At 34.1% G+C, this 20964-nt stretch carries 17 protein-coding genes; 13 read left to right on the forward strand and 4 right to left on the reverse strand.

Going from position 1 to position 20964, the window contains the following annotated elements; genetic code table 11:
- Positions 1-149 precede the first annotated feature (149 nt).
- Together kynU and GXM17_RS17210 are read left to right on the forward strand one after the other, a co-directional pair.
- Positions 150-1424, forward strand: a complete 1275-nt coding sequence (gene kynU / locus GXM17_RS17205; protein WP_163400612.1) for a kynureninase — start codon at positions 150-152, stop codon at positions 1422-1424.
- Between the two features lie 237 nt (positions 1425-1661).
- Positions 1662-2105: a YMGG-like glycine zipper-containing protein gene (locus GXM17_RS17210; protein ID WP_163400613.1), complete on the forward strand. Its 444-nt coding sequence runs from the start codon at positions 1662-1664 to the stop codon at positions 2103-2105.
- Positions 2106-2588: 483 nt separating this feature from the next.
- On the opposite strand, the gene GXM17_RS17215 is transcribed toward GXM17_RS17210, so the two are convergent.
- Positions 2589-4145 (reverse strand): hypothetical protein, encoded by a 1557-nt coding sequence (locus tag GXM17_RS17215; protein WP_163400614.1) that lies wholly within the window; start codon positions 4143-4145, stop codon positions 2589-2591.
- Positions 4146-4250: 105 nt separating this feature from the next.
- Between GXM17_RS17215 and GXM17_RS17220 the strand changes: the two genes are divergently transcribed.
- Positions 4251-6635 carry a penicillin acylase family protein gene (locus GXM17_RS17220; protein WP_163400615.1) on the forward strand — a complete coding sequence of 795 codons (2385 nt, stop codon included), beginning with the start codon at positions 4251-4253 and terminating at the stop codon, positions 6633-6635.
- 71 nt (positions 6636-6706) lie between these two features.
- Here the strand turns inward: GXM17_RS17220 and GXM17_RS17225 are convergent, their stop codons facing one another.
- Positions 6707-7156 carry a hypothetical protein gene (locus GXM17_RS17225; protein WP_163400616.1) on the reverse strand — a complete coding sequence of 150 codons (450 nt, stop codon included), beginning with the start codon at positions 7154-7156 and terminating at the stop codon, positions 6707-6709.
- Between the two features lie 359 nt (positions 7157-7515).
- Here GXM17_RS17225 and GXM17_RS17230 point away from each other — a divergent pair, with 359 nt between their 5' ends.
- The gene (locus GXM17_RS17230; RefSeq protein WP_163400617.1) at positions 7516-8856 is read left to right on the forward strand and encodes an FAD-dependent oxidoreductase; all 1341 of its coding nucleotides are present in this window, start codon (positions 7516-7518) and stop codon (positions 8854-8856) included.
- Positions 8857-8918: 62 nt separating this feature from the next.
- Here GXM17_RS17230 and GXM17_RS17235 read toward each other — a convergent pair whose 3' ends face one another.
- Positions 8919-10436, reverse strand: coding sequence for a helicase HerA-like domain-containing protein (locus tag GXM17_RS17235; protein WP_163400618.1), 1518 nt, complete (start codon positions 10434-10436; stop codon positions 8919-8921).
- Positions 10437-10814: 378 nt separating this feature from the next.
- Here GXM17_RS17235 and GXM17_RS17240 point away from each other — a divergent pair, with 378 nt between their 5' ends.
- The 7 genes from GXM17_RS17240 (at position 10815) to GXM17_RS17275 (ending at position 17299) form a co-directional block, all read left to right on the forward strand.
- The gene (locus GXM17_RS17240; protein WP_163400619.1) at positions 10815-11639 is read left to right on the forward strand and encodes a MotA/TolQ/ExbB proton channel family protein; all 825 of its coding nucleotides are present in this window, start codon (positions 10815-10817) and stop codon (positions 11637-11639) included.
- Between the two features lie 53 nt (positions 11640-11692).
- Complete coding sequence (locus GXM17_RS17245) at positions 11693-12319, forward strand: ExbD/TolR family protein (protein WP_163400620.1); 627 nt, start codon at positions 11693-11695, stop codon at positions 12317-12319.
- Between the two features lie 19 nt (positions 12320-12338).
- Positions 12339-12887: an ExbD/TolR family protein gene (locus tag GXM17_RS17250; RefSeq protein WP_163400621.1), complete on the forward strand. Its 549-nt coding sequence runs from the start codon at positions 12339-12341 to the stop codon at positions 12885-12887.
- Positions 12888-12925: 38 nt separating this feature from the next.
- Positions 12926-13729 carry an energy transducer TonB gene (locus GXM17_RS17255; protein ID WP_163400622.1) on the forward strand — a complete coding sequence of 268 codons (804 nt, stop codon included), beginning with the start codon at positions 12926-12928 and terminating at the stop codon, positions 13727-13729.
- Between the two features lie 232 nt (positions 13730-13961).
- A complete protein-coding gene (locus tag GXM17_RS17265; protein WP_163400624.1) occupies positions 13962-14891 on the forward strand; it encodes a PstS family phosphate ABC transporter substrate-binding protein in 930 nt (309 codons plus the stop codon).
- Between the two features lie 11 nt (positions 14892-14902).
- Positions 14903-16570, forward strand: a complete 1668-nt coding sequence (locus GXM17_RS17270) for a tetratricopeptide repeat protein (RefSeq protein ID WP_163400625.1) — start codon at positions 14903-14905, stop codon at positions 16568-16570.
- Between the two features lie 96 nt (positions 16571-16666).
- Positions 16667-17299 carry a 7-carboxy-7-deazaguanine synthase QueE gene (locus GXM17_RS17275; protein ID WP_163400626.1) on the forward strand — a complete coding sequence of 211 codons (633 nt, stop codon included), beginning with the start codon at positions 16667-16669 and terminating at the stop codon, positions 17297-17299.
- A gap of 86 nt (positions 17300-17385) precedes the next feature.
- Here the strand turns inward: GXM17_RS17275 and GXM17_RS17280 are convergent, their stop codons facing one another.
- Entirely contained in the window at positions 17386-18093 is a 708-nt protein-coding gene (locus GXM17_RS17280; protein ID WP_163400627.1) for a class I SAM-dependent methyltransferase, read from the reverse strand.
- Between the two features lie 73 nt (positions 18094-18166).
- On the opposite strand from GXM17_RS17280, the gene GXM17_RS17285 reads away from it, so the two are divergent.
- Positions 18167-18661: a YkgJ family cysteine cluster protein gene (locus GXM17_RS17285; protein WP_163400628.1), complete on the forward strand. Its 495-nt coding sequence runs from the start codon at positions 18167-18169 to the stop codon at positions 18659-18661.
- Between the two features lie 112 nt (positions 18662-18773).
- Positions 18774-20009 (forward strand): ABC transporter permease, encoded by a 1236-nt coding sequence (locus GXM17_RS17290; protein WP_163400629.1) that lies wholly within the window; start codon positions 18774-18776, stop codon positions 20007-20009.
- Positions 20010-20964 lie beyond the last annotated feature (955 nt).

A 20964-nucleotide genomic window follows, 5' to 3' on the forward strand; every position in this document is an offset into this window, starting at 1 on the left:
TTTGGTTTTAATAGTTTTGTTTCAGGTTTCAGGTTCCCAACTAAAGGTGAAACTTAAAACCTGAAACTTGAAACCTGAAACCTGAAACTTGACTGAAACAAAACAAAACAAACAATTTTTGTTATTTTAGCAATCAAAACAATAAAACAATGACTTTTCAAAATACACGCGAATTTGCAAAACAACTCGACGCACAAGACGTTCTAAATCATTATCAGGATCAGTTTATTTTTCCTAAAGTAAATGACAAACGGGTTATTTATTTTACTGGAAATTCTTTAGGGTTACAACCCAAAAGAACCAAATCCTATATTGATGAAATAATGAATGACTGGGCGAATCTTGCAGTAGAAGGTCATTTTTATGCTGAAAAGCCATGGTGGGATTATCAGGAGAGATTTCCTGAACCTTTGAGTAAAATTGTTGGAGCCCTGCCTTCAGAAGTTACGGTCATGAATACTTTGACCGTAAACCTTCATTTACTGATGGTCTCTTTTTATCAGCCAACCCCAACCCGTTATAAAATCATTTGCGAAGAAAAAGCTTTTCCTTCAGATCAGTATATGTTCCAGAGTCAGGTCCATTTTCATGGATATAAACCTGAAGAGGCTATTGTAGAAATAAAACGCCGCGAAGGCGAACACAATATTCGCCTTGAAGATGTTCTGGCTAAGATTGAAGAAGTTGGCGATGAGCTGGCATTGGTTTTAATTGGAGGTGTAAATTATTATACCGGACAGGTTTTTGACATCAAAACCATTACAGCTGCAGGACAAAAAGCAGGTGCAAAAGTTGGCTGGGATTTGGCGCACGCAGCCGGAAACATCAAATTAGAACTTCACGACTGGAATGTAGATTTCGCAGCCTGGTGCAGTTATAAATATATGAATTCAGGTCCCGGAAATGCTTCGGGATGTTTTGTACACGAAAAGCATCACAATGCCAGTTTACCAAGATTTGCAGGCTGGTGGGGACACAATAAAGAGCGCCGTTTTAAAATGGAAGCTGATTTTGATCCGGTTCAGGGAGCAGGAGGCTGGCAGATTAGTAATTTACCGGTACTTTCATTGGCTCCTTATTTAGCTTCGGTAGAAATGTTTGCCGAGGTAGGAATGGATGCTTTGCTCGCTAAAAGAGATAAAATTACTTCTTATTTGGAGTTTATTCTCCATGAAATTGATAAGGAAGTGGATAGTACTTTCGAAATTATCACGCCATCAAATCCTGAAGGGAGAGCTTCTCAATTATCTGTGTTTTTACACGGAGAAGGAAGGAGTTTATTCGATTATTTAATGAAGAATGGAGTCATTACAGACTGGCGTGAACCTAATGTCATTCGCCTGGCACCGGTTCCTTTCTATTGTTCTTATGAAGATATGTATGAGTTTGGGCAAATTCTTAAAAAGGGAATTTTAGGAAAGTAAATAATTGAATAACTTCTGCTTTAGCCGGGGTTATTGAAATAGGACAGTATTAGTCAAAATGATAAGTTTGCTTTGACCTGGATTCGACAGATCTTTATCTGAACTTAGGAAATAAATCGGTTAAAATCTGCAGGAAAACCAGGTCTTCTAATTTTATAAACTTTCAAAAAAATTCTGTAATAAGTAATATAACAGATCTAACGTAATTTGTAATATACAATTTTAAAAATTACAATCATGAAAGGCTTATATATTTTATTAGCAGCAATATTCTTAACTTCTTGTCAAAATCAAAATAAAGAGGCTATAGATAATGCGAAACAAGCCAGTATCGATTCAATGAAAGTTGAAATTAATAAACAAAGAGTCATTGATTCAATGAAAACCGAGATGGCTAATTTAGAAGAGGAAAAAGCAAAAGCAGAAGCTCAGAAAGCAGAAGCTCAGAAAGTGGTTGTAGTCCAGAAAGATGCAACAACAACTACTGCAGCACCTGCAAAAAAGAAAGGCTGGAGTGCTACTGCAAAAGGTGCTGTAATCGGAGCTGGTGTGGGTGCCATAACCGGGGCAGCTGTTAGCAAGAAAAAGGGCGAAGGTGCTATCATTGGAGGTCTGACAGGAGCAGCTGTAGGAACGGGTACAGGTGCTATTATTGACAGTGAAAAAAAGAAAAAAGAATAGTTTTTTGACACATCTTATTTAATGTATAACCCCGGGATTCAATTGGATCCCGGGGTTTTTGTTTTTTACTGAATTTGAGCATTAGATTTTTATTTTTCTCCATGTAATTTATAAAATTCGAGTTGTTAGTTTTGTCAGCGTATTTGATTTTTAAATGTTATGTCTAATTGTTCTTATGGTTAAATTCTTCGGGAATTGTACACAAGTAATCCGTTGTTACAAAAGCATATTCGCCGCAATTCAACCAGATTTGATTCTGTATTAAAGATATCCAAAGTTATTTTCTGCCTAAAAAAATACTGAATGATCACCGAATGAATGTCGCTGATTTTTAAAATTTTTTTTTCTAAGCTGATTGTTTTTTCATTCGGGACTGAAATTTTCAAATAGCTGTTAGTATTTGAATCATTCCGGCACAAAGGACAATATTTAAAAAACATTTTCTCTAAACCTGACAATTCTCAGGTTTGCAATTGCTCAAATCTAAATCAGAATTTTCTTCAATGATTCAGCAATACTCCGCCATAAAAAATTGTAAAAGGATTTTTCCTGAATGCGTTCCAGTTCTACATCGGCAGTTTTTGTCTTATCATTCGAATTGTTTTTAACCACCAGATTAGCAATTGCACTTTTGAGTTTTGCTACTTTTTCAGGTTTTTTCTTTCTGTACAATTCCACTTTAAGATCGTCGTAATCCAATGAGGCATTTCCTTTTGAAATATTGTCATTTCCATAAAAGTTAAAACGATATTTATGAAAAGTCCCCGTAAACGAAGCGTTCATATGTGGTTTACTGAATCTTTCCATCGCTCTTACATCAAAATTTGAAATGACTCCCTGTATATGAAAACTATCTTTTTTGTCCAGGACATTAAAACTCCAGTCAACGTCCAGAGGAGAAGCTTTCATAAAAACACAGTTGACCTTAATTTTTATATCATCAGTTTTTTTCAGGCCAAAACCACTTTTGAGATTAGTTGCCCTGAGATTGAATTGGTCAAATGTCAAAACTCCGGGTCCTTTAGAAAAATCAATTTCTTCTTCATAAACCACTTTTGATTTTAAAGCCTGCAAAGTGTCAATTTGAAGCGGAAATTTAATATTTCGCAATAAATGATTATAAAGATATTTTTTGCTCAAATCATCTTTTGGCATTTTACCCCTATATATATTAGCGTCGAAATGATTGATTACTATAGAATTAGCTTTAAAGAAAAAACGGTGATTCTTAAAACCCCAGTTCATTTTTTTAATTTGCGCCGAATCAAATTTCAGCGTGTAAATGTCCTTTTCTTTTGCTAACCGTTTAGTAAAATCACGCCTGTTGAATTGTGGAAGAGTAGAGAAATTGTTGATTTTTAAAAAATTCTTTTCTGTACTTATTTTGCCAATATTAATATGATAAAAGATACTTGGCCTGTAAAATAAGCTATCCAGAACCAATGCATAAGTTTTATACTGAATCGGGATTTTTTCTTTAAGAGTGGCATCTGTTATTAGAATTCCTTCCAGCTTTAAAATGATTTTTTTGACGCTTAAAATAGGCTTGTTACTATCCAGAGAAACAACATCGACACTTCCGTTATTTAAATAAATATTTGAAACCGCAATTATTTTTCTGAAAGGCTCAACAATTTGTGTTTTAATGCTTTTGCTGTTGTTTAAAAGTTTCTCGCCTTTTTTATACAAAATTACACGAGGTTTATTGATAATGATACTTTCGGCCTGGATAATATCATTAAAAGCTAAATCCCAAATATTGAAATGCTCAATCGTGATGGACTCAATTTTAGAGAACAGTCCGTTTTTGCTGTCCTTCGGCTCGTTTTTCGGATTTACTAATAAGGTCTCTGCATGTATATTTCTGGACCATAATGAAACTTCAATTTTTTCATAATTGATCTTGTAAGGAGTATTGTTTTTCTCGTGAATAATAATCGGAAGCTGTTTTTTGATCCAGTAATTAAGGCCAATGTTGAGGAATATTCCAACAAGAAATATAGAAATTAAACCGATTGCTATTTTTTTATATATTGACATTTATCGTATTGGTATTAATTACATAAATTTAGATTTTTAAAAACACTGTTTTTTACACGATTTTGCTTTTAAGTTATAATATTACTTTTGCCTTAAGCTTTTAATATGAGGAGAATGAAAAAAATTTTGTTAGCAGTTTTGCTGCTGATTGTGGTTGTTGCGATAAGTTTATTTGCTTATATTTTTCATCTGAAACCCAAATATGAGGGAGAAGTACAACTGAAAAACCTCCAGAAAGAAACAACGGTATATTTTGATGATTTTGGGGTGCCTCATATTTATGCAGATTCGGAAAAAGATGCTATGACGGCTTTAGGCTATGTTCATGCACAGGAAAGATTGTGGCAGATGGAACTAATGCGCAGGATTGCCCCGGGAAGGCTGTCAGAAATTTTCGGTTCAATAGCATTAAAAAACGATATGTTTTTCTCCGGAATTGGCATTGAAGAAGCTTCAGCAAAAGCCATCGCAAAATTGGATAAAAACAGCCCGGGTTATCAGTTGACGTTAGCCTATTTAAACGGTATAAACCAATATCTGGAAGAAGGGGTGACGCCTATTGAATTTACTTTGGTTGGAGTTAAAAAAGAAAAATTCAACATTAAGGATGTTTATAATATTTTTGGTTATATGGCTTTTAGTTTTGCAATGGCACAAAAGACTGATCCTTTGCTGACGGAAATCCGAAATAAATATGGTGACGAATATTTAAAAGATTTGGGAATCGGAGGCGAATTCAATACTGCACAAATCAAAAGTTCAAAAGTAAATGTTGAAGAGTATACTGAGATTTCAAAGTCGGTTGCCCATTTGTTAGATAAATCCCCGGTTCCGCCATTTGTGGGAAGCAACAGTTGGGTTCTTGGACCTAATAAAACCAAAAGCGGAAAAGTGATTTTTGCAAATGATCCGCACATCAGCTTTTCACAGCCCGGGACATGGTATGAAGCACATTTAGTAACTCCCAATCATGAATTGTATGGCTGTTATCTGGCAGGAACACCTTTTCCGTTACTAGCCCATAATCGTGAATATGCTTATGGATTAACAATGTTTATGAATGATGATATCGATTTTTATCAGGAGAAAAATAAGGCAGGAGATGCAACTCAATATCAGACTCCAACAGGTTTTGCGAAATACGAATCCAGAAAAAAAATAATTAAGGTAAAAGATAGTTCTGATGTGGTTCTTACTGTCAAATCAAGTCGTCATGGCCCGATTATGAATGATTTGCTGGAACGTTTAAAAAGTAAAAAACCAATAGCGATGTCATGGATTTTTACACAACAGCCTATCCTGATTCTGGATGCTGTTTATGGACTTTCGCATGCAAAAAGTAAAGATGATTTTAAAAAAGCAGTACAATTAGTGGCTTCACCCGGACTGAATGTAATGTATGGCGATGCTAAAGGAAATGTCGCATGGTGGGCTACAGGTACTTTATACAAACACAATAAGGGCGTAAATTCTTTTTTGATTTTGGATGGGTCAAGCGGCAAAGATGATATTGCAGAATATCTGGCTTTCTCCAAAAACCCATCGGCTGAAAATCCGAAATGGGGGTATGTTTATTCAGCAAATAACCAGCCGGAAGCAGTTGATGGTTATTTGTATCCCGGCTATTATCTGCCGGAAGATCGTGCCGGCAGAATTATGAAGCTTTTGAACGCAAAGTCAGACTGGAACAAAGAAGATGTTAGTAAAATGATTTATGATAATACATCATCTGTGGCTTCGGCTTCGGCACAAAATTTAATTTCAATTAGTAAATTCACATTATTAAATAATACCGGGAAAGATGCTGTTGCAGTTTTGAAATCCTGGAAAGGCACTCATAATATTGGAGATGTTGGACCAACCATTTACAACAAATGGATTTATTTATATATGAAAAATACTTTTGAAGACGAAATGGGTTCGGATAATTTTAATTTGTTTTTAGGAACGAGTACCGGAAAACAAGTAATTGCCAGACAAATTGTAAATGAAAATTCGGTTTGGTGGGATAATGTCAAAACTAAAAATATAAAAGAAACCAGAGATGACATTGTCTCCAAATCTTTTTATGAAGCGATTGCAGCACTAAAAAAACAGCTTGGAGATTCTGTTTCAGACTGGAAGTGGGGTAAGGTGCATACAGTTGAGCATGAACACCCATTAGGAAAAGTGGCCGCTTTGCGTAAACTGTTTAATGTTGGTCCTTTCGATTCTCCGGGTTCCAATGAAGTAATCAATAATTTGTTTTTTGGATATAATGATGAAGGGAAATATTACACCAAAGGCGGTCCTTCAACAAGAAGAGTAGTTGATTTTTCAGATATAGAAAACAGCTGGAGCATCTTGCCAACAGGGCAATCAGGAAATCCTTTCAGCAAACATTACGATGATCAGGCAGAAATGTATAATGCCGGAAAATTCAGAAAGATGAAACTGAATAAAGATGAGATTATAAAAACTTCGACCAAATTGATTTTTAAACCGGGATAAACCGAACCCTAATCCTAACTGCAAAGACTCTGAAACTAAGTAAAATTTTAAAGCCTGGTAGTATCTGAATCTTATTTGCCAATATATTTACCCTGTACAATGTCTTTAGCATATATTTCAAGATTGATATTAAGTGCTTTATTGGCAGTCATGATGTTTGAGGTCTGATATATTTTATCGTTTTGATATTTTTTTAATAGCGTTTCTAATTCTATTTCGTCATGAAACGCAAACATATTATAAACGGCATCCCTGAAATTTCTAAAATTGACAGTCTCTGTTATGGCTATTGTTTTTTGCTCATCCCATTTTTCCTTCAAAGCAGTTTCACTTATCTTATTGAGACAATAGTCAACGAAAAAAGTTTTGTAGTTGGCTGCTTCAACAATTTCATTAATAATAATTGCATTCTGTTGCGTTGGCATTTGTACTGCTGTTTTGTATTGCTGTGAAATTGCAGAATAAGGAATAAACGCCAAAATAAATAATACCAAGAGGGAATGTTTTTTAAAATTTTTCATAGGTTGTTCATTTGCTTTTTGGGACGGGGCTAAAATAGTATATTTTGTGAATATTCAATTGAAAAAAGATTGTCAATGAAATTTTTAATGACGTGAATGAATGTTTTGCTAAATGAAAATCTTTTTGTCTGAATATAAATACCTTATGAAAAACAGCTGCCGCATGAGGGATAGTAGCGATATCCTTTTGTGCCGGTGTTCGGCATAAAAGATATAGCGGATGAGCCCGACCCGCTTTTTCTGCGGGTCATGCCCATATAAATATTAGCTCTATAGGGCAAATAATTGCGGTATTTTAAAGCTTATGTATAATTATTACTTATTTTTACGACCCAATATATTTAGATTTTTTTTCCTTGATGCAAACTTCACTAAAAATTGCCGTTGTAGGTTCCGGACTTGTAGGATCACTGCTGGCAATTTACCTAAAAAAAGCTGGTCATACCGTTCATGTTTATGATCGAAGTCCGGATATCCGCAAAATAAATTTTTCGGGGCGTTCCATTAATCTGGCCATGTCTAATCGCGGCTGGAAAGCACTGGATGCAGTTGGTGTTGGTGATTCGGTTCGTGAAATTGCAATTCCGATGGACAAACGCGCGATTCATTTGGTTGATAAACTGAATTTTCAGAATTACGGTCAGGAAGGAGAATCCATTTATTCGATATCAAGAGGAAAATTAAACCGAAAAATGATAGATTTGGCTGAAGAAGCCGGTGCCGAATTTTATTTTGAGCAGAAAGTCTGGGATGTTACCTTGAATGAAGCGACGTTGCATATTGGTGAGACCGAAAGAGGGGAGTGGGAAGAACGGAAATTTGATATGGTTTTTGGAGCCGATGGTGCTTTTTCGAGGATCCGTCACAGAATGCAGCGTCAGAGCATGTTTAATTATTCGCAGGAATTTTTGAATATGGGTTATAAGGAACTGAATATTCCTGCAAATACAGATGGTTCCCACAAACTGGATAAAAATTCTTTTCATATTTGGCCGCGAGGCGAATATATGCTTATCGCACTGCCTAATCTTGACGGGAGTTTTACCTGTACTTTATTCATGCCTTTTGAAGGAGAGAATTCGTTTGCTTCATTAACAGACCGAAAAATGGTGGAAGATTTCTTTACCAAAAACTTCCCGGATTCGATTGAGGTAATTCCGGAACTGGCAAATGATTTTTTTAAGAATCCTACAAGTACGCTGGTTACAATGAAGTGTTTTCCATGGACTTATGAAGATAAAATCGCCCTGATTGGTGATGCCTGTCACGCCATTGTTCCGTTTTACGGACAAGGAATGAATGCCGGTTTTGAAGATATTACGGTGTTGAATGAAATGATCGAAAAGTACGGAGACGACTGGAAAAAAATATTTTCAGAATACCAGATTTCGCGTAAGCCAAATGCCGATGCTATTGCAGAACTTTCGTATCGCAATTTTATGGAAATGAGTACAAAAACTGCCGATGAAAAATTCCTGTTACAAAAGAAAATAGAAAAGGTTTTCTCTGATAAACATCCTGATAAATGGATTCCGCTTTACAGCCGCGTAACTTTTAGTGATCGTCCTTATGCAGAAGCTTTAGCGATTGGGGATTTTCAAAACGAAATTATGGAAGAGGTTTTAAAATTAGATAATATCGAAAATATCTGGGATTCTCCCGAAGTTGAAAACAAAATTTTGAAGCTACTACAAAAATAAAATCAATGTCAAAAATCAATTAGGTTTGATATCGATTTTTGACATTGTAATTGACATTGAATTTATTTTTTTAGAAATTTTGATAATACCCCGAAAACGCCTCTTATAAATGTAGCGCTGGTAACAACTTTAAGAACAGATTTTGTAACTACTTCTGTCGTGCTGGGTCCTGTTTTTGATGATTTTGCGGGAACTTGTTGTTCTTGTTCGGATGCTGCCTCTGAAGCTTCTTTAATTTTTTTATTCAGAATTTCATACGCACTTTCACGGTCAATCTCTTCACTGTATTTTTTGACTAATTTCGATTTACTGTTTATTTCTTCAATTTCATCAGCTGTTAAAATGTCCATTCGGCTTTGAGGTGCACGCATCATAGTAGCTACAAGCGGTGTTGGTATTCCTTTTTCATTTAGCGCCGTAACTAAAGCTTCTCCAATTCCCAAACTGGTTAGTAATTCATCGGTTTTATAATAGTCAGATGTTGGATAATTATCTGCGGTCTTTTTAATAGCCTGACGGTCATTTGCCGTAAAGGCCCTGAGTGCATGCTGGATTTTTAATCCTAATTGTGCCAAAACACCACTTGGAACATCCATCGGATTCTGAGTTATGAAATAAACGCCAATGCCTTTTGAACGAATGAGTTTTACAATTGTCTCAATTTGTTCTAACAATACTTTGCTGGCTTCATTAAAGATTAAATGTGCCTCATCGATAAAAATGACTAATTCGGGTTGGTCAGCATCTCCTTTTTCGGGCATTTGTTGGTAAATTTCAGCAAGAAGACTTAACATAAAAGTCGAAAACAATTTTGGTTTGTCCTGAATATCCGTGAGGCGGATGATATTCACGTATCCCTTTCCGTTTTCATCTATTCGCATCAAATCATCAATTTCAAAAGACAATTCCCCAAAAAACAAATCACCTCCCTGTTGTTCCAGTTCGATGATTTTTCTTAGGATAGTTCCTGTAGTTGAAGTAGATATTTTACCATAACTTTCTTCAATTTCTTCTTTGCCTTCTTCTGTAATGTAGTTGATGACTTTTTTAATATCTTTCAAATCTAATAAGGGCATCTTTTTGTCATCACAATATTTGAAAATTACAGCAACTACGCCGGACTGTGTATCATTAAGATCTAAAATCCTTGAAAATAATACCGGTCCAAATTCTGAAACAGTCGCACGCAGGCGAACACCATTTTGTCTGGATAATGTCATTAGCTCGACGGGAAAAGCAGATACATTATAAGGTATGTTTATTTTGGAATGGCGTTCGGTAATAAAACCTTCTTCTTTTCCTTCTTTTGCAATACCGCTAAAATCACCTTTTATATCCATCATTAAGACGGGGATTCCGGCATTTGAAAGCTGCTCTGAAAAAACCTGGATTGTTTTTGTTTTACCAGTTCCGGTAGCACCGGCAATGAGTCCGTGACGATTTAAAGTTTTTAGTGGAATTTTTACATGGGCTTCAGCTACTGCTTCTCTGTCCAGAATTGCACCCCCTAAAATGATGCTGTCACCTTTAGAAGAATATCCTTTGTTTATATCCTCAATAAAATTGTCTTTTTTATTCATTTTTTGTTTGTAATTTAAATGATTATAAGAATTTTGAATCGGTTTTTAATGCTTTTTCTTGGTTTTTTTTAACAGGAAAAACATGTTTTTTGCTGAAAATAATGTAAAAAATAATTTCGCAACATTTTAAGAAGATGACAAAGGAATATTTGAATATTTACTAAAACGTTGTAATTTTTGCACAATTTGACCTTTTTTTTGTTTTATCAAAAATATGACTTGAGCAATTTAATGAGAACTTTTTTAAAATCAAGTTAAATTTCCTTCAATTAAATTAAAAAAAGTTTTTTTATTTAAACTAAACGTATAAATTTGCTACCCTACAAGTTAAATATAACTAAAAATAAAAATTATTTAAAACTATTAAAATTAAAAAAAATGGCAAACGTTAAAGTTAAAAAAGAAAGCACTTCAAATGGAGGAGGGATGGTTTCAGGAATCATTATTGTAGCATGTGTTTTTGTTGGTTGGTTAATCTGGAAATTCGTTATGGGAGCTCCTGCTAACTTTGAAGGTGGAAACGCTGAAACAGGTCATCCATTGAATACTTTAGGGATGGTATATAAAGGAGGTTTCATTGTACCGATATTATTAGGTATGTTTTTAATGGTTGTTGTTTTTTCTATTGAAAGATTTTTTGTTATCTCAAAAGCTGCTGGTAAAGCTAACTTAGATACATTTATGAAAAATGTACAAGGAAGCATTAAAGAAGGAAATATTGAGGCTGCTATCGCTGCATGTGACAAACAGCAAGGTTCTGTTGCAAATGCAATTAAATCTGCTTTGATTAAATATCAGGACGTTAAAAAAGAAGGATTCAACAGTGAAGAGGCTTCAGAAGTGATCCACAAAGAAATCGAAGAGGCTACTTCATTAGAAATGCCTATGTTAGAGAAAAACATGACTATCATCTCTACTTTAGTATCATTAGGAACTTTAGGAGGATTGTTAGGAACTGTATCGGGTATGATTAAAGCGTTTGGTGCGTTAGCTTCTGCCGGAACTCCGGATCAGGCTGCTCTTGCAACAGGTATCTCTGAGGCACTTATCAATACTGCAACAGGTATCTCTACTTCTGTATTGGCGATCATTGCTTACAACTTCTTTACTGCTAAAATTGACGATTTGACTTACTCTATCGATGAGGCTGGTACTACTATCGTTAATACTTACAGAAAATTCAGAGGAAGCTTAAGACAATAATTAATTTTTGATATTAATAATAGAATTAATTATCAAAATAAAATAAAAAGAGAATGGCTAAAATAAAAATGAAAAAAAAGTCAACATCGACAGATATGACTGCCATGTGTGATGTTGCGTTCCTTTTGCTTACGTTCTTTATTTTGACCGCTACTGCTAAGGTGCCTGAGGCACTTCCTGTTGATACTCCATCATCTACTGTACAGACTAAATTACCGGATTCAGATTTGGCTATTATCTCGGTAGGTAAAGGAAAAGACGGAAAAAGCAAAGTGTTTTTTGATTTAAAAGGAAGAGAGTTACGTAAAAAAACTCTTGAAGGAATGGGTAATAAATTAGGCGTTTCTTTTTCGGATCAGGATAAAGAGAAATTTGCACTAATGGATGATTTTGGTGTGCCGCTTGCAAGTTTAAAGCAAATCATTGATATGAAAGCTGCTGACAGAAGTAAAGCAAATCAACCGGGTATTCCGATTGATTCTTTAAATAATCAATTAAAGGAATGGCTTTTGGTTTCAAGAAGAGCTGCTATTGATTTAGATGATAAAGAATTGCAGATTGCAATAAAAGGGGATGCTAAAGAAGATTATCCACAAATCAAAAAGATTATGGATATTCTGCAAGATCAAAAAGTCAATACCTTTAACTTAGTTACAGGTATGAGAGGGAAAGATTTTTAATTAAAAAAGATACACTAAAATGGCTGAATTAAATACCGGCGACGGTGGCGGCGGAAAAGGTGGCAAAGTAAGAAGCAAAAAGCAAAATTCGAAAGTCGATTTAACGGCAATGGTAGATTTGGCATTCTTATTGATCACGTTCTTTATGCTGACCACTACGTTGTCAAAACCTCAGGCGATGAATTTAGGTTTGCCAGATAAAGATGAGGATGAATCCAAAAATAAGGACATAAAGGTTGATGAGAAACGTACTATGACTATTATGATGGGTGAAAATAATAAACTTATCTATTATATGGGATTATTGGATACCCCTATAGCTGGTCCTAAAGATATCGCTTACGGAAAAGACGGTATTCGAAAAGAGTTATTGGCTCGTAAGAAATCAGTAATTCAATATACCGGAGATAAAGAGAAAGGGATTATTGTAATCATCAAACCGGGTAAAAAATCAAAGTACAAAAACTTAGTAGATATTTTAGATGAAATGGCTATTACAGGGGTTGGTACTTATGCAATTGTAAATGATTTTCAGCCTAAAGAAACAGAATTGTTAGAGAAAAAATAAAGTAATTTATTTTGTCAATAACCTAATAATTAAGAAATATGAAATTAGATATTATAAAAAATCAGTGGCTTGATATCGTATTCGAAGGGCGTAATAAGATATACGGGGCATACGAGCTGAGAAAATCAAATACCAAAACTACGGTAAGATCACTTATCATTGGTTCGGTTATTTTTAGCTTGGCTGTTGCGGCTCCTCTTATTGCTAATCTTATACCGCATTCTGAGGAAGAGGTAGTAGATAACGATATTAAAATTACTACGGTAAAATTACCGCCGAAGCCAAAAGAGCCTGTTAAGCCTAATTTACCACCTCCGCCACCGCCACCTCCAAAAGTGGATCAGGTGAAATTTGTGAAGCCGGTTGTGGCTAAAACAGAAGAGATTACGGAAGAACCGCCAAAGATTGTGGATCTTAAAGAAAAGAAAATTGGTTCTGAAACTATTAAAGGGGATCCGGATGCAGTTTTAACTGTTGATGAGCCTGTAGGCAAAGGTCCGGTTGCTGAAATAGTACAGGAAGATAACAGCGTATATAACACAGCAGGTATCGAAGTAAAACCTGATTTCCCTGGAGGGATGGAGAAATTCTACAAGTTCGTAGGAAATAATTACAAAACTCCTGAAGAAGAAGGTTTAAAAGGTAAAGTTTATGTTACGTTTGTAGTTGAAAAAGATGGTTCATTAACAGATATTAAAGTTTTAAGAGATATTGGTTACGGAACTGGAGCTGAAGCTATCAGGGTTCTAAAAAAATGCCCGAAATGGACTCCTGGCGAACAAAATGGTAAAAAAGTAAGAGTACTTTACTCTCTGCCAATTACAATTCAATCTGCAGAGTAATGTTGAAGAATATACTTGATAATATTAAGAAGAAATCGCTCAAACAGCGATTTCTTCTTGTTTTAGGAATATTGTTTTTTTTGATTTATCTTGTACTTGGTTTAATGATTATGTTTTGGGATAAATTATCATTAAACATGGATCCTGTGTATAGATATGCCTTAGGTGTATTATTAATCGTATACTCAGCGATACGATTTTTAAGATTAATAAATTCTAATACCGAGTAAGCATGTTAAAGAATGTTAAAAGTTTGGGTTTAGTCGTTTTTATTTTGTTGTTTGCAATGTGTAATCAAAAAAGTAAAGTTAAATCAGAAAAGGAAACAATTTTGAAAGGATCAATTGTGGTTACTGTTGATGAAACTGTAAAGCCAATTGTTGAGGATCAGGTTGCTGTTTTTGAGGGAACATATTATGACGCTAAAGTTGCAATTAAAACCAAGTCAGAAGCTGAGTTAATTAACGATTTATTGAATAAGAAAACAAAAGTTGTCATTACTGCAAGAGATTTAACTCAGGGAGAAAAAGATAAGTTTGTAAAATTAAAAATTAATCCGAGAGTTACTCCATTTGCGACAGATGCCATAGCTTTTATTTCAAATAAAAGCAATAATGATACCCTGATAGCGTTACAGACTGTAATTGATTTCATGAGAGGAATACCAAATCCGCGAATAAAAGGATTGGTGTTTGATAATCCAAACTCAAGTACAGTACGATTCATGAAGGATTTGGCTAAAGTGAAGGATATACCTGGTGAAGGTGTTTTTTCATTCAAAACAAATGAAGAAGTAATCAGGTTTGTGGCTGAAAATGACGGAATGATTGGTGTGGTTGGTGTTAACTGGTTGTCACAGCCTACAGCAGAAATTCAAAATATAGTTCATAAAATAAATGTTTTGAGTGTTAAAGGACTAACAGACAATAATTATTTCAGTCCTACGCAAAATGACATTGCTGAGGGGAAATATCCTTTGGCACGTGAATTGTATATCATCAATTGTCAGGGATACACTGGATTAGGAATGGGCTTTGCTTCATTCATTGCCGGAGATATTGGACAACGTATCGTTTTAAAGTCCGGTTTAATGCCGGTTAATACTCCTGGAAGAAAATTGCAGATTAGAAATCAAATTTTAAACGAAAAAGAAAATAATTAATTACAATAAAGATGAACAAATTCAAAATTTTAAGTCTTGCCTTAGTTGCTTCAGCTTCTGTTGTAAATGCGCAAGACATCAAAGAGGCTAAAAAAGCAATTGATGCAGAACAATTTCAAAAAGCAAAATCTTTGCTGAAATCAATCATAAAAGCCAAACCTTCGGATGGTGAAGCTAATTTTGTTTTGGGGAATGTATATTTAAATGAAAGTGTTGTTGATTCTGCCAAAATTTACTATTTAAACGGATTGGAAGCATCAGATAAGAAGAATCTAAATTATATCGGATTGGGTCAGCTTGATCTTGATCAGAAAAACACAGCTGCTGCACAGGCTAACTTTGGTCTGGCAACAAAAGATATGAAACGTAAAGATGTAGAGGAATTTATTTATATCGGAAGAGCTTACATCAATTCTGAAAATCCTGACTATACCAAAGCTATTGCAATATTACAGCGTGCATTGGCCATTGAGCCACAGAATGCTACTGCACTTTTAACAATTGGTGATGCTTATTATGGAGCAAATAATCAAAATGATGCTTATAAAGCGTATCGTGACGCTTTTAGCGCTGACCCTACACTATTAAGAGCAAAAATGCAATTAGGTGTTTTATTAAAAGGTGCGAAATCTTATGATGAAGCGATTAAATCTTTTAATGAGGTTATTGCTTTAAATGCTAGTTACGGCCCTGTTTACAGAGAGTTGGCCGAAACTTATTACAAATGGGCCAGAAATAAACCTTCAACAGCAAAGGTTAATTTACAAAACGCTATTACGAACTACGAAAAATATTTAAGCCTTACTGACTACTCTTTAGATTCAAAAATGCGTCATGCTGATTTCTTAATTTTGGTTAAAGATTATAAAAAACTTGAAGAAGTTGCCAATAAAATGATTGCAGAAGACAAAGTAAATCCTAGAATTTTCAGATACTTAGGATATTCTGCTTATGAAAACGGAAATGCTGATGTGGCAATAAAATCCATCGAAGATTTTATAAAAGTACCTACAAATAAAGTAATTGGAAGAGATTATTTATACTTAGGCTTGTCTAAAATAAAAAAAGGTACAAACGCTGAAGGTGTAGTAGATCAGGCTGCTTTTGATGCTGGTTTTGCTGATATCAAAAAAGCAATTGAATTAGAGCCTTTAGTAGTTGAAGAGTTAGCTGATTTTGGAAAAGAGTTGTTTAGTAAAAAACAATATTTGCAAGCAGCATCTATTTTTGAGCTTGGTGCTGCGAATACTGAATCTAAAAATTATTTAGATGATGCAGTTTATTATGGAATCTCTGTTTATTATGGAAATGCCGGAAAACCTGCAGAAAGCCGTGATAAAGCAGCTTTGGCAAATGCAGATGCTACTTTTGACAAAATTTTAGTAGCTTCTCCTACTTATGATGAGGCTTATATTTACAAAGCCAGAATTAACAGTTTGCTGGATAAAGATGATATGATTATCAAATATTATACTGAATATGTTACTAAAATTACTGCTAAAGGTGCAGAAGAATTAGCTAAACCGGCAACTGTGAAAAAGATTGTTGAATCTTATAATTCAATTGGTGCTGCTTATGCTAATACTGACAAAGCTAAGGCTATTGAATACTTCAATAAAACTTTAGTTTTAGATCCTGCAAATGCATATGCTGCTCAATCAGTCAAAGCTCTAAAATAAAATTTAAAGTATTAAATATTTAAACCGATAGTTATTAGCTATCGGTTTTTTTTGTTCCGTATTTAATTGACTATCTTTGCGGTTTAAAATTTTATAATGTTATCAAAAGAAATACAATTAGAAGTAAATAGAGGAGCAATGTTACCTTTGATGGAAGAATTTTATACTATTCAGGGTGAAGGTTTTCATACGGGCACAGCTGCTTACTTCATAAGAATTGGTGGATGTGATGTTGGCTGCCATTGGTGTGATGTGAAAGAGAGCTGGAATGCGGAACTGCATCCGCCCACAAATGTCGATTTAATTGTAAAAAATGCTTCAGCTTACGCTGATACGGTTGTTGTTACAGGAGGTGAGCCCCTAACATGGGATATGAGTTTGCTTACGGGTAAATTAAAAGATAAAAATTTGAAAGTTCATATAGAAACTTCCGGTGCTTATCCTTTATCAGGTTCATGGGACTGGATTTGTCTTTCTCCTAAAAAGAATAAATTGCCTACTACAACCGTTTATGATAATGCGGATGAGTTAAAAGTAATTATTCATAATAAACATGATTTTATTTTCGCTGAAGAACAGGCAGAACTGGTAAATGACAATGCGATTTTATTCCTTCAGCCTGAATGGAGCAAAAAAGAAGAAATGACTCCCTTAATCGTAGATTATGTAATGGATAATCCAAAATGGAGGGTTTCATTGCAGACACATAAATATTTGAATATTCCTTAGTAGAATATAAAAACAAAAAAACTCTTCGGCATGAAGAGTTTTTTGTTTTAATACACATTGTGTAAAAAGTAATCATTTATTTAATTCTAAACTGTAAGTCTGGCCAAATAATCATAATGTTCTCCTTCTAATACCAGTTCGCATTTAAGCCCATTTGTAATCGCAGCATTTTGAAGGGTATTGTAATCTAAATATAGCCAGTCAAAAGGTTCTTCTTTTTCTCCTTTGTAAGATATATTAAAAACAAGTTCTCCATAATAATCATTGCCTGACGGAATCCATTTTCCTCCATCTTCATCTTCATCAAACATATAAATAATGTCTGAACTGTCTATCAAAATTTGACCACCTTCGTTTAAAAGTGATTTTAGTTTAGATAAATATTTATTACAGTTCTGTAATTTTCCGAAAATTCCTGTACCGTTCATTAACAAAAGGATGGTGTCGAATTTTTCTCCTTCATAATCTAATATGTTTTGAACCTTTGCTTTTTTTATGCCTCTCAAGATGCAGGTCTCTATTGCCTTTTCTGAAATGTCAATTGAAGTCACGTCTAAATTATGGTCTTTTTGCAGTGAAAGACTATGACTTCCGGCCCCACAGCCAACATCTAAAGTTTTTCCGAAAGCTAATTGCAAAGCTTTTTGTTCTAATTTTGGCATCTCTTTATAAGAGCGAAATAAATATTTTACACTCATGTCATCTTCTTCAGAAATTGAAGTTTCCGTAATGATATCTTCTGGTGAATTATTGGTTTGAAAATCAAACATGGCTTTTCCGAAAAGATCTTTCATTGTAATTTAATTCAAAGTTTAAGGTTTCAAATTTAAAGTTGTTTAATTTTGCAGATTAATTTAATTAGAAGACTTGAAACAAATTTTAAACAACTTAAATAAGTTCGCCAAAGATAAGCATATCGAAAACAAAAAGTATTTTGATAAGCTGAAAAAGAAACAACCTAAGAATTTAGATTATGTAATGCAGGATTTACATCATGCAGAATTTAAAAAGACAGATTGTTTGCAATGTGCTAATTGTTGTAAAACGACCGGCCCATTATTTACTTTGGCAGATATTGAAAGAATATCAAAATTTTTCAGACAAAAACCACAACAATTTATTGAACAGTATCTTCGAATAGACGAAGATAGGGATTATGTTTTAAAAAGTGTTCCCTGTACTTTTCTGGATAATGAAAATTACTGCATGATTTATGATGTTCGTCCTAAAGCTTGCAGAGAGTTTCCGCATACCGATAGAAAAAAATTTCATCAAATTGCAGATCTTACCTTGAAGAATGTAGCAATTTGCCCGGCCGCTTATAATATTGTTGAAGAAATGAAGAAAAAAATGCCTTTATAAGAGGCATAAATAATTTGTAATTGTTCCTGGTTACAATTCTTTTTTACTTTTTTAAATGTATTTTTGACTGAGAGAAACAAACTGACTTAATAAATTAATAAGAACTTATAAATTGAACATCGAATATTTTATAGCTAAAAGACTTATTACTGCTAAAGATTATAAAAGCAGTATTTCTGCTCCTATAATAAAAATTGCCATATCGGCTATTGCTATTGGTATTATTATGATGTTGGTTTCAGTTGCAACTGGAATCGGTTTACAGCAAAAAATTCGCGACAAAGTTTCTGCTTTCAACGGCCAGATTGTTATTTCGAATTATGACAACAATAATTCTGAAGTAACATTGATTCCGGTTTCTAAAAAACAGGATTTTTATCCTGATTTCAAATCAGTTCCAGAGGTAAGTCATATCCAGGCAATCGCAAACAAGGCTGGAATAATCAGAACCGAAAATGCTTTCGAAGGAATTATTTTCAAAGGGGTTGGAGCAGATTATGACTGGAATAATATAAAAGAATATTTGGTAGAAGGGAAATTACCGGATTTCTCTAAATCATTAAATGAAGATGTTATAATTTCCAGATTTCTTGCCGACCGGTTAAATTTAAAAATAGGAGATAGTTTTAATACTTTTTTTATAAAAGAAGAACAAGGAAAATTGCCAAATAGCCGTCGATTCAAAATTTCGGGTATTTTTAATTCAGGTTTCCAGAATTTTGACGCTACTTATATAATTGGAGATATTCGTCATATTCAAAGAATTAATAAATGGACGCCTGATCAGGTTGGTGCATTCGAAGTTTTTCTAAAAGATTTCAAAAATATTAAACCCACAGGGAATCAAATTTACGAACAAACTTCGTCAAGTTTAGATACTAAAAATATAATTGAGAAATACAGTTATATATTTGATTGGCTTCAGCTTTTTGATTTCAATATTGTTGTCATTTTAGCTGTCATGATTTTGGTCGCAACAATAAATATGGTAGTTGCTTTATTGGTGCTTATTCTGGAGCGTACACAAATGATAGGAATTCTAAAATCATTAGGGGCTAATAATTGGACTGTCCGCAAAATATTTTTGTACAATGCTTTTTATCTAATAATACGAGGTTTGTTTTGGGGTAACTTGATTGGTATTTCTATATTATTAATTCAGCAGCAATTCGGAGTTGTACAGTTGAATCCCGAAAATTATTATGTAAATCAGGCGCCAGTATATATAAATTGGGGATATGTTATCCTGTTAAATCTGTTGACTATCACAATCTGCTTTTTGGTTCTGTTAATTCCGTCCTATATCATAACCAAGATTTCTCCGGTAAAAGCTATACGCTTTGATTAGATTATATGAGTAATTGTCAAATCGAAATTCCAAAGCTGTCGAAATAGATTAAGTTTTAATCTGTCTTGAGACAAGTCTAATCTTTTGAAATTGGATTTTGATATTAATAAGGAGCTATTCCCGCTATGCGCTGCAATCTTTTTATGGCGAACCCCGCCATAAAAAGGATTTTCGCTTCTATCGGGGCTAAGACAGTTGTGTTGTGGAAGAAATTTTCGGATGAATTCCGATCTTATAAAGAATAATGATCCATGCAAAAAGAACCTGAAAGGCTGAAAACTCTCCAAAACCGATAACCCGATACAGACTAAAAATAAGAAAAACGCAGGATGGTTCAGAAAAACCGTACAGCGATCTGAAGAGCTTTAAAATATAAAGAATAAGTTATCAGTGAGTTAAGAAAAAGATTTGAAAAAAGAGAAAAAAAGGCGCTAAAAAAGCTTGCTTAACTGGAATTGTTGTGTACTTTTGCACCCGCAACAGCGAAGGCGTTCATCGAAATACTGACAGGCAAACGAATTTTAAGAGAGAAGAAATTTTCAAAAAAAAGATTCAAAAAAGCTTGCGCAGTTTGAAAATGCTTTTTACATTTGCACCCCGCAAAACACGGAAAGTTCATTGATAGGTTGGTAGATAAAATGAAGAAAAGGAAAAAGAAAATTTTTCAAAAAAAAACTTCAAAAAAGATTTGCCGGTTAAAAATAAGTTTTCTACTTTTGCACCCGCTTTGAGAAACAAACGAAAAGCGAGAATAAAAAGAAATACACGTTCGTAGACATATTGAATTGACAGCCGTTTTGGGAGTGATCTCAAAACAAAAAGAATAAGAGTAATGGAATCTTTTAAGATTTGAAAAGAACCGATAGGTATTCGTCGCCATATAATATTAAAATATACGATGAAGAGTTTGATCCTGGCTCAGGATGAACGCTAGCGGCAGGCTTAACACATGCAA

Origin of the sequence: Flavobacterium fluviatile, assembly GCF_010645065.1 — a bacterium.
Classification (GTDB): Bacteria; Bacteroidota; Bacteroidia; order Flavobacteriales; family Flavobacteriaceae; genus Flavobacterium; species Flavobacterium fluviatile.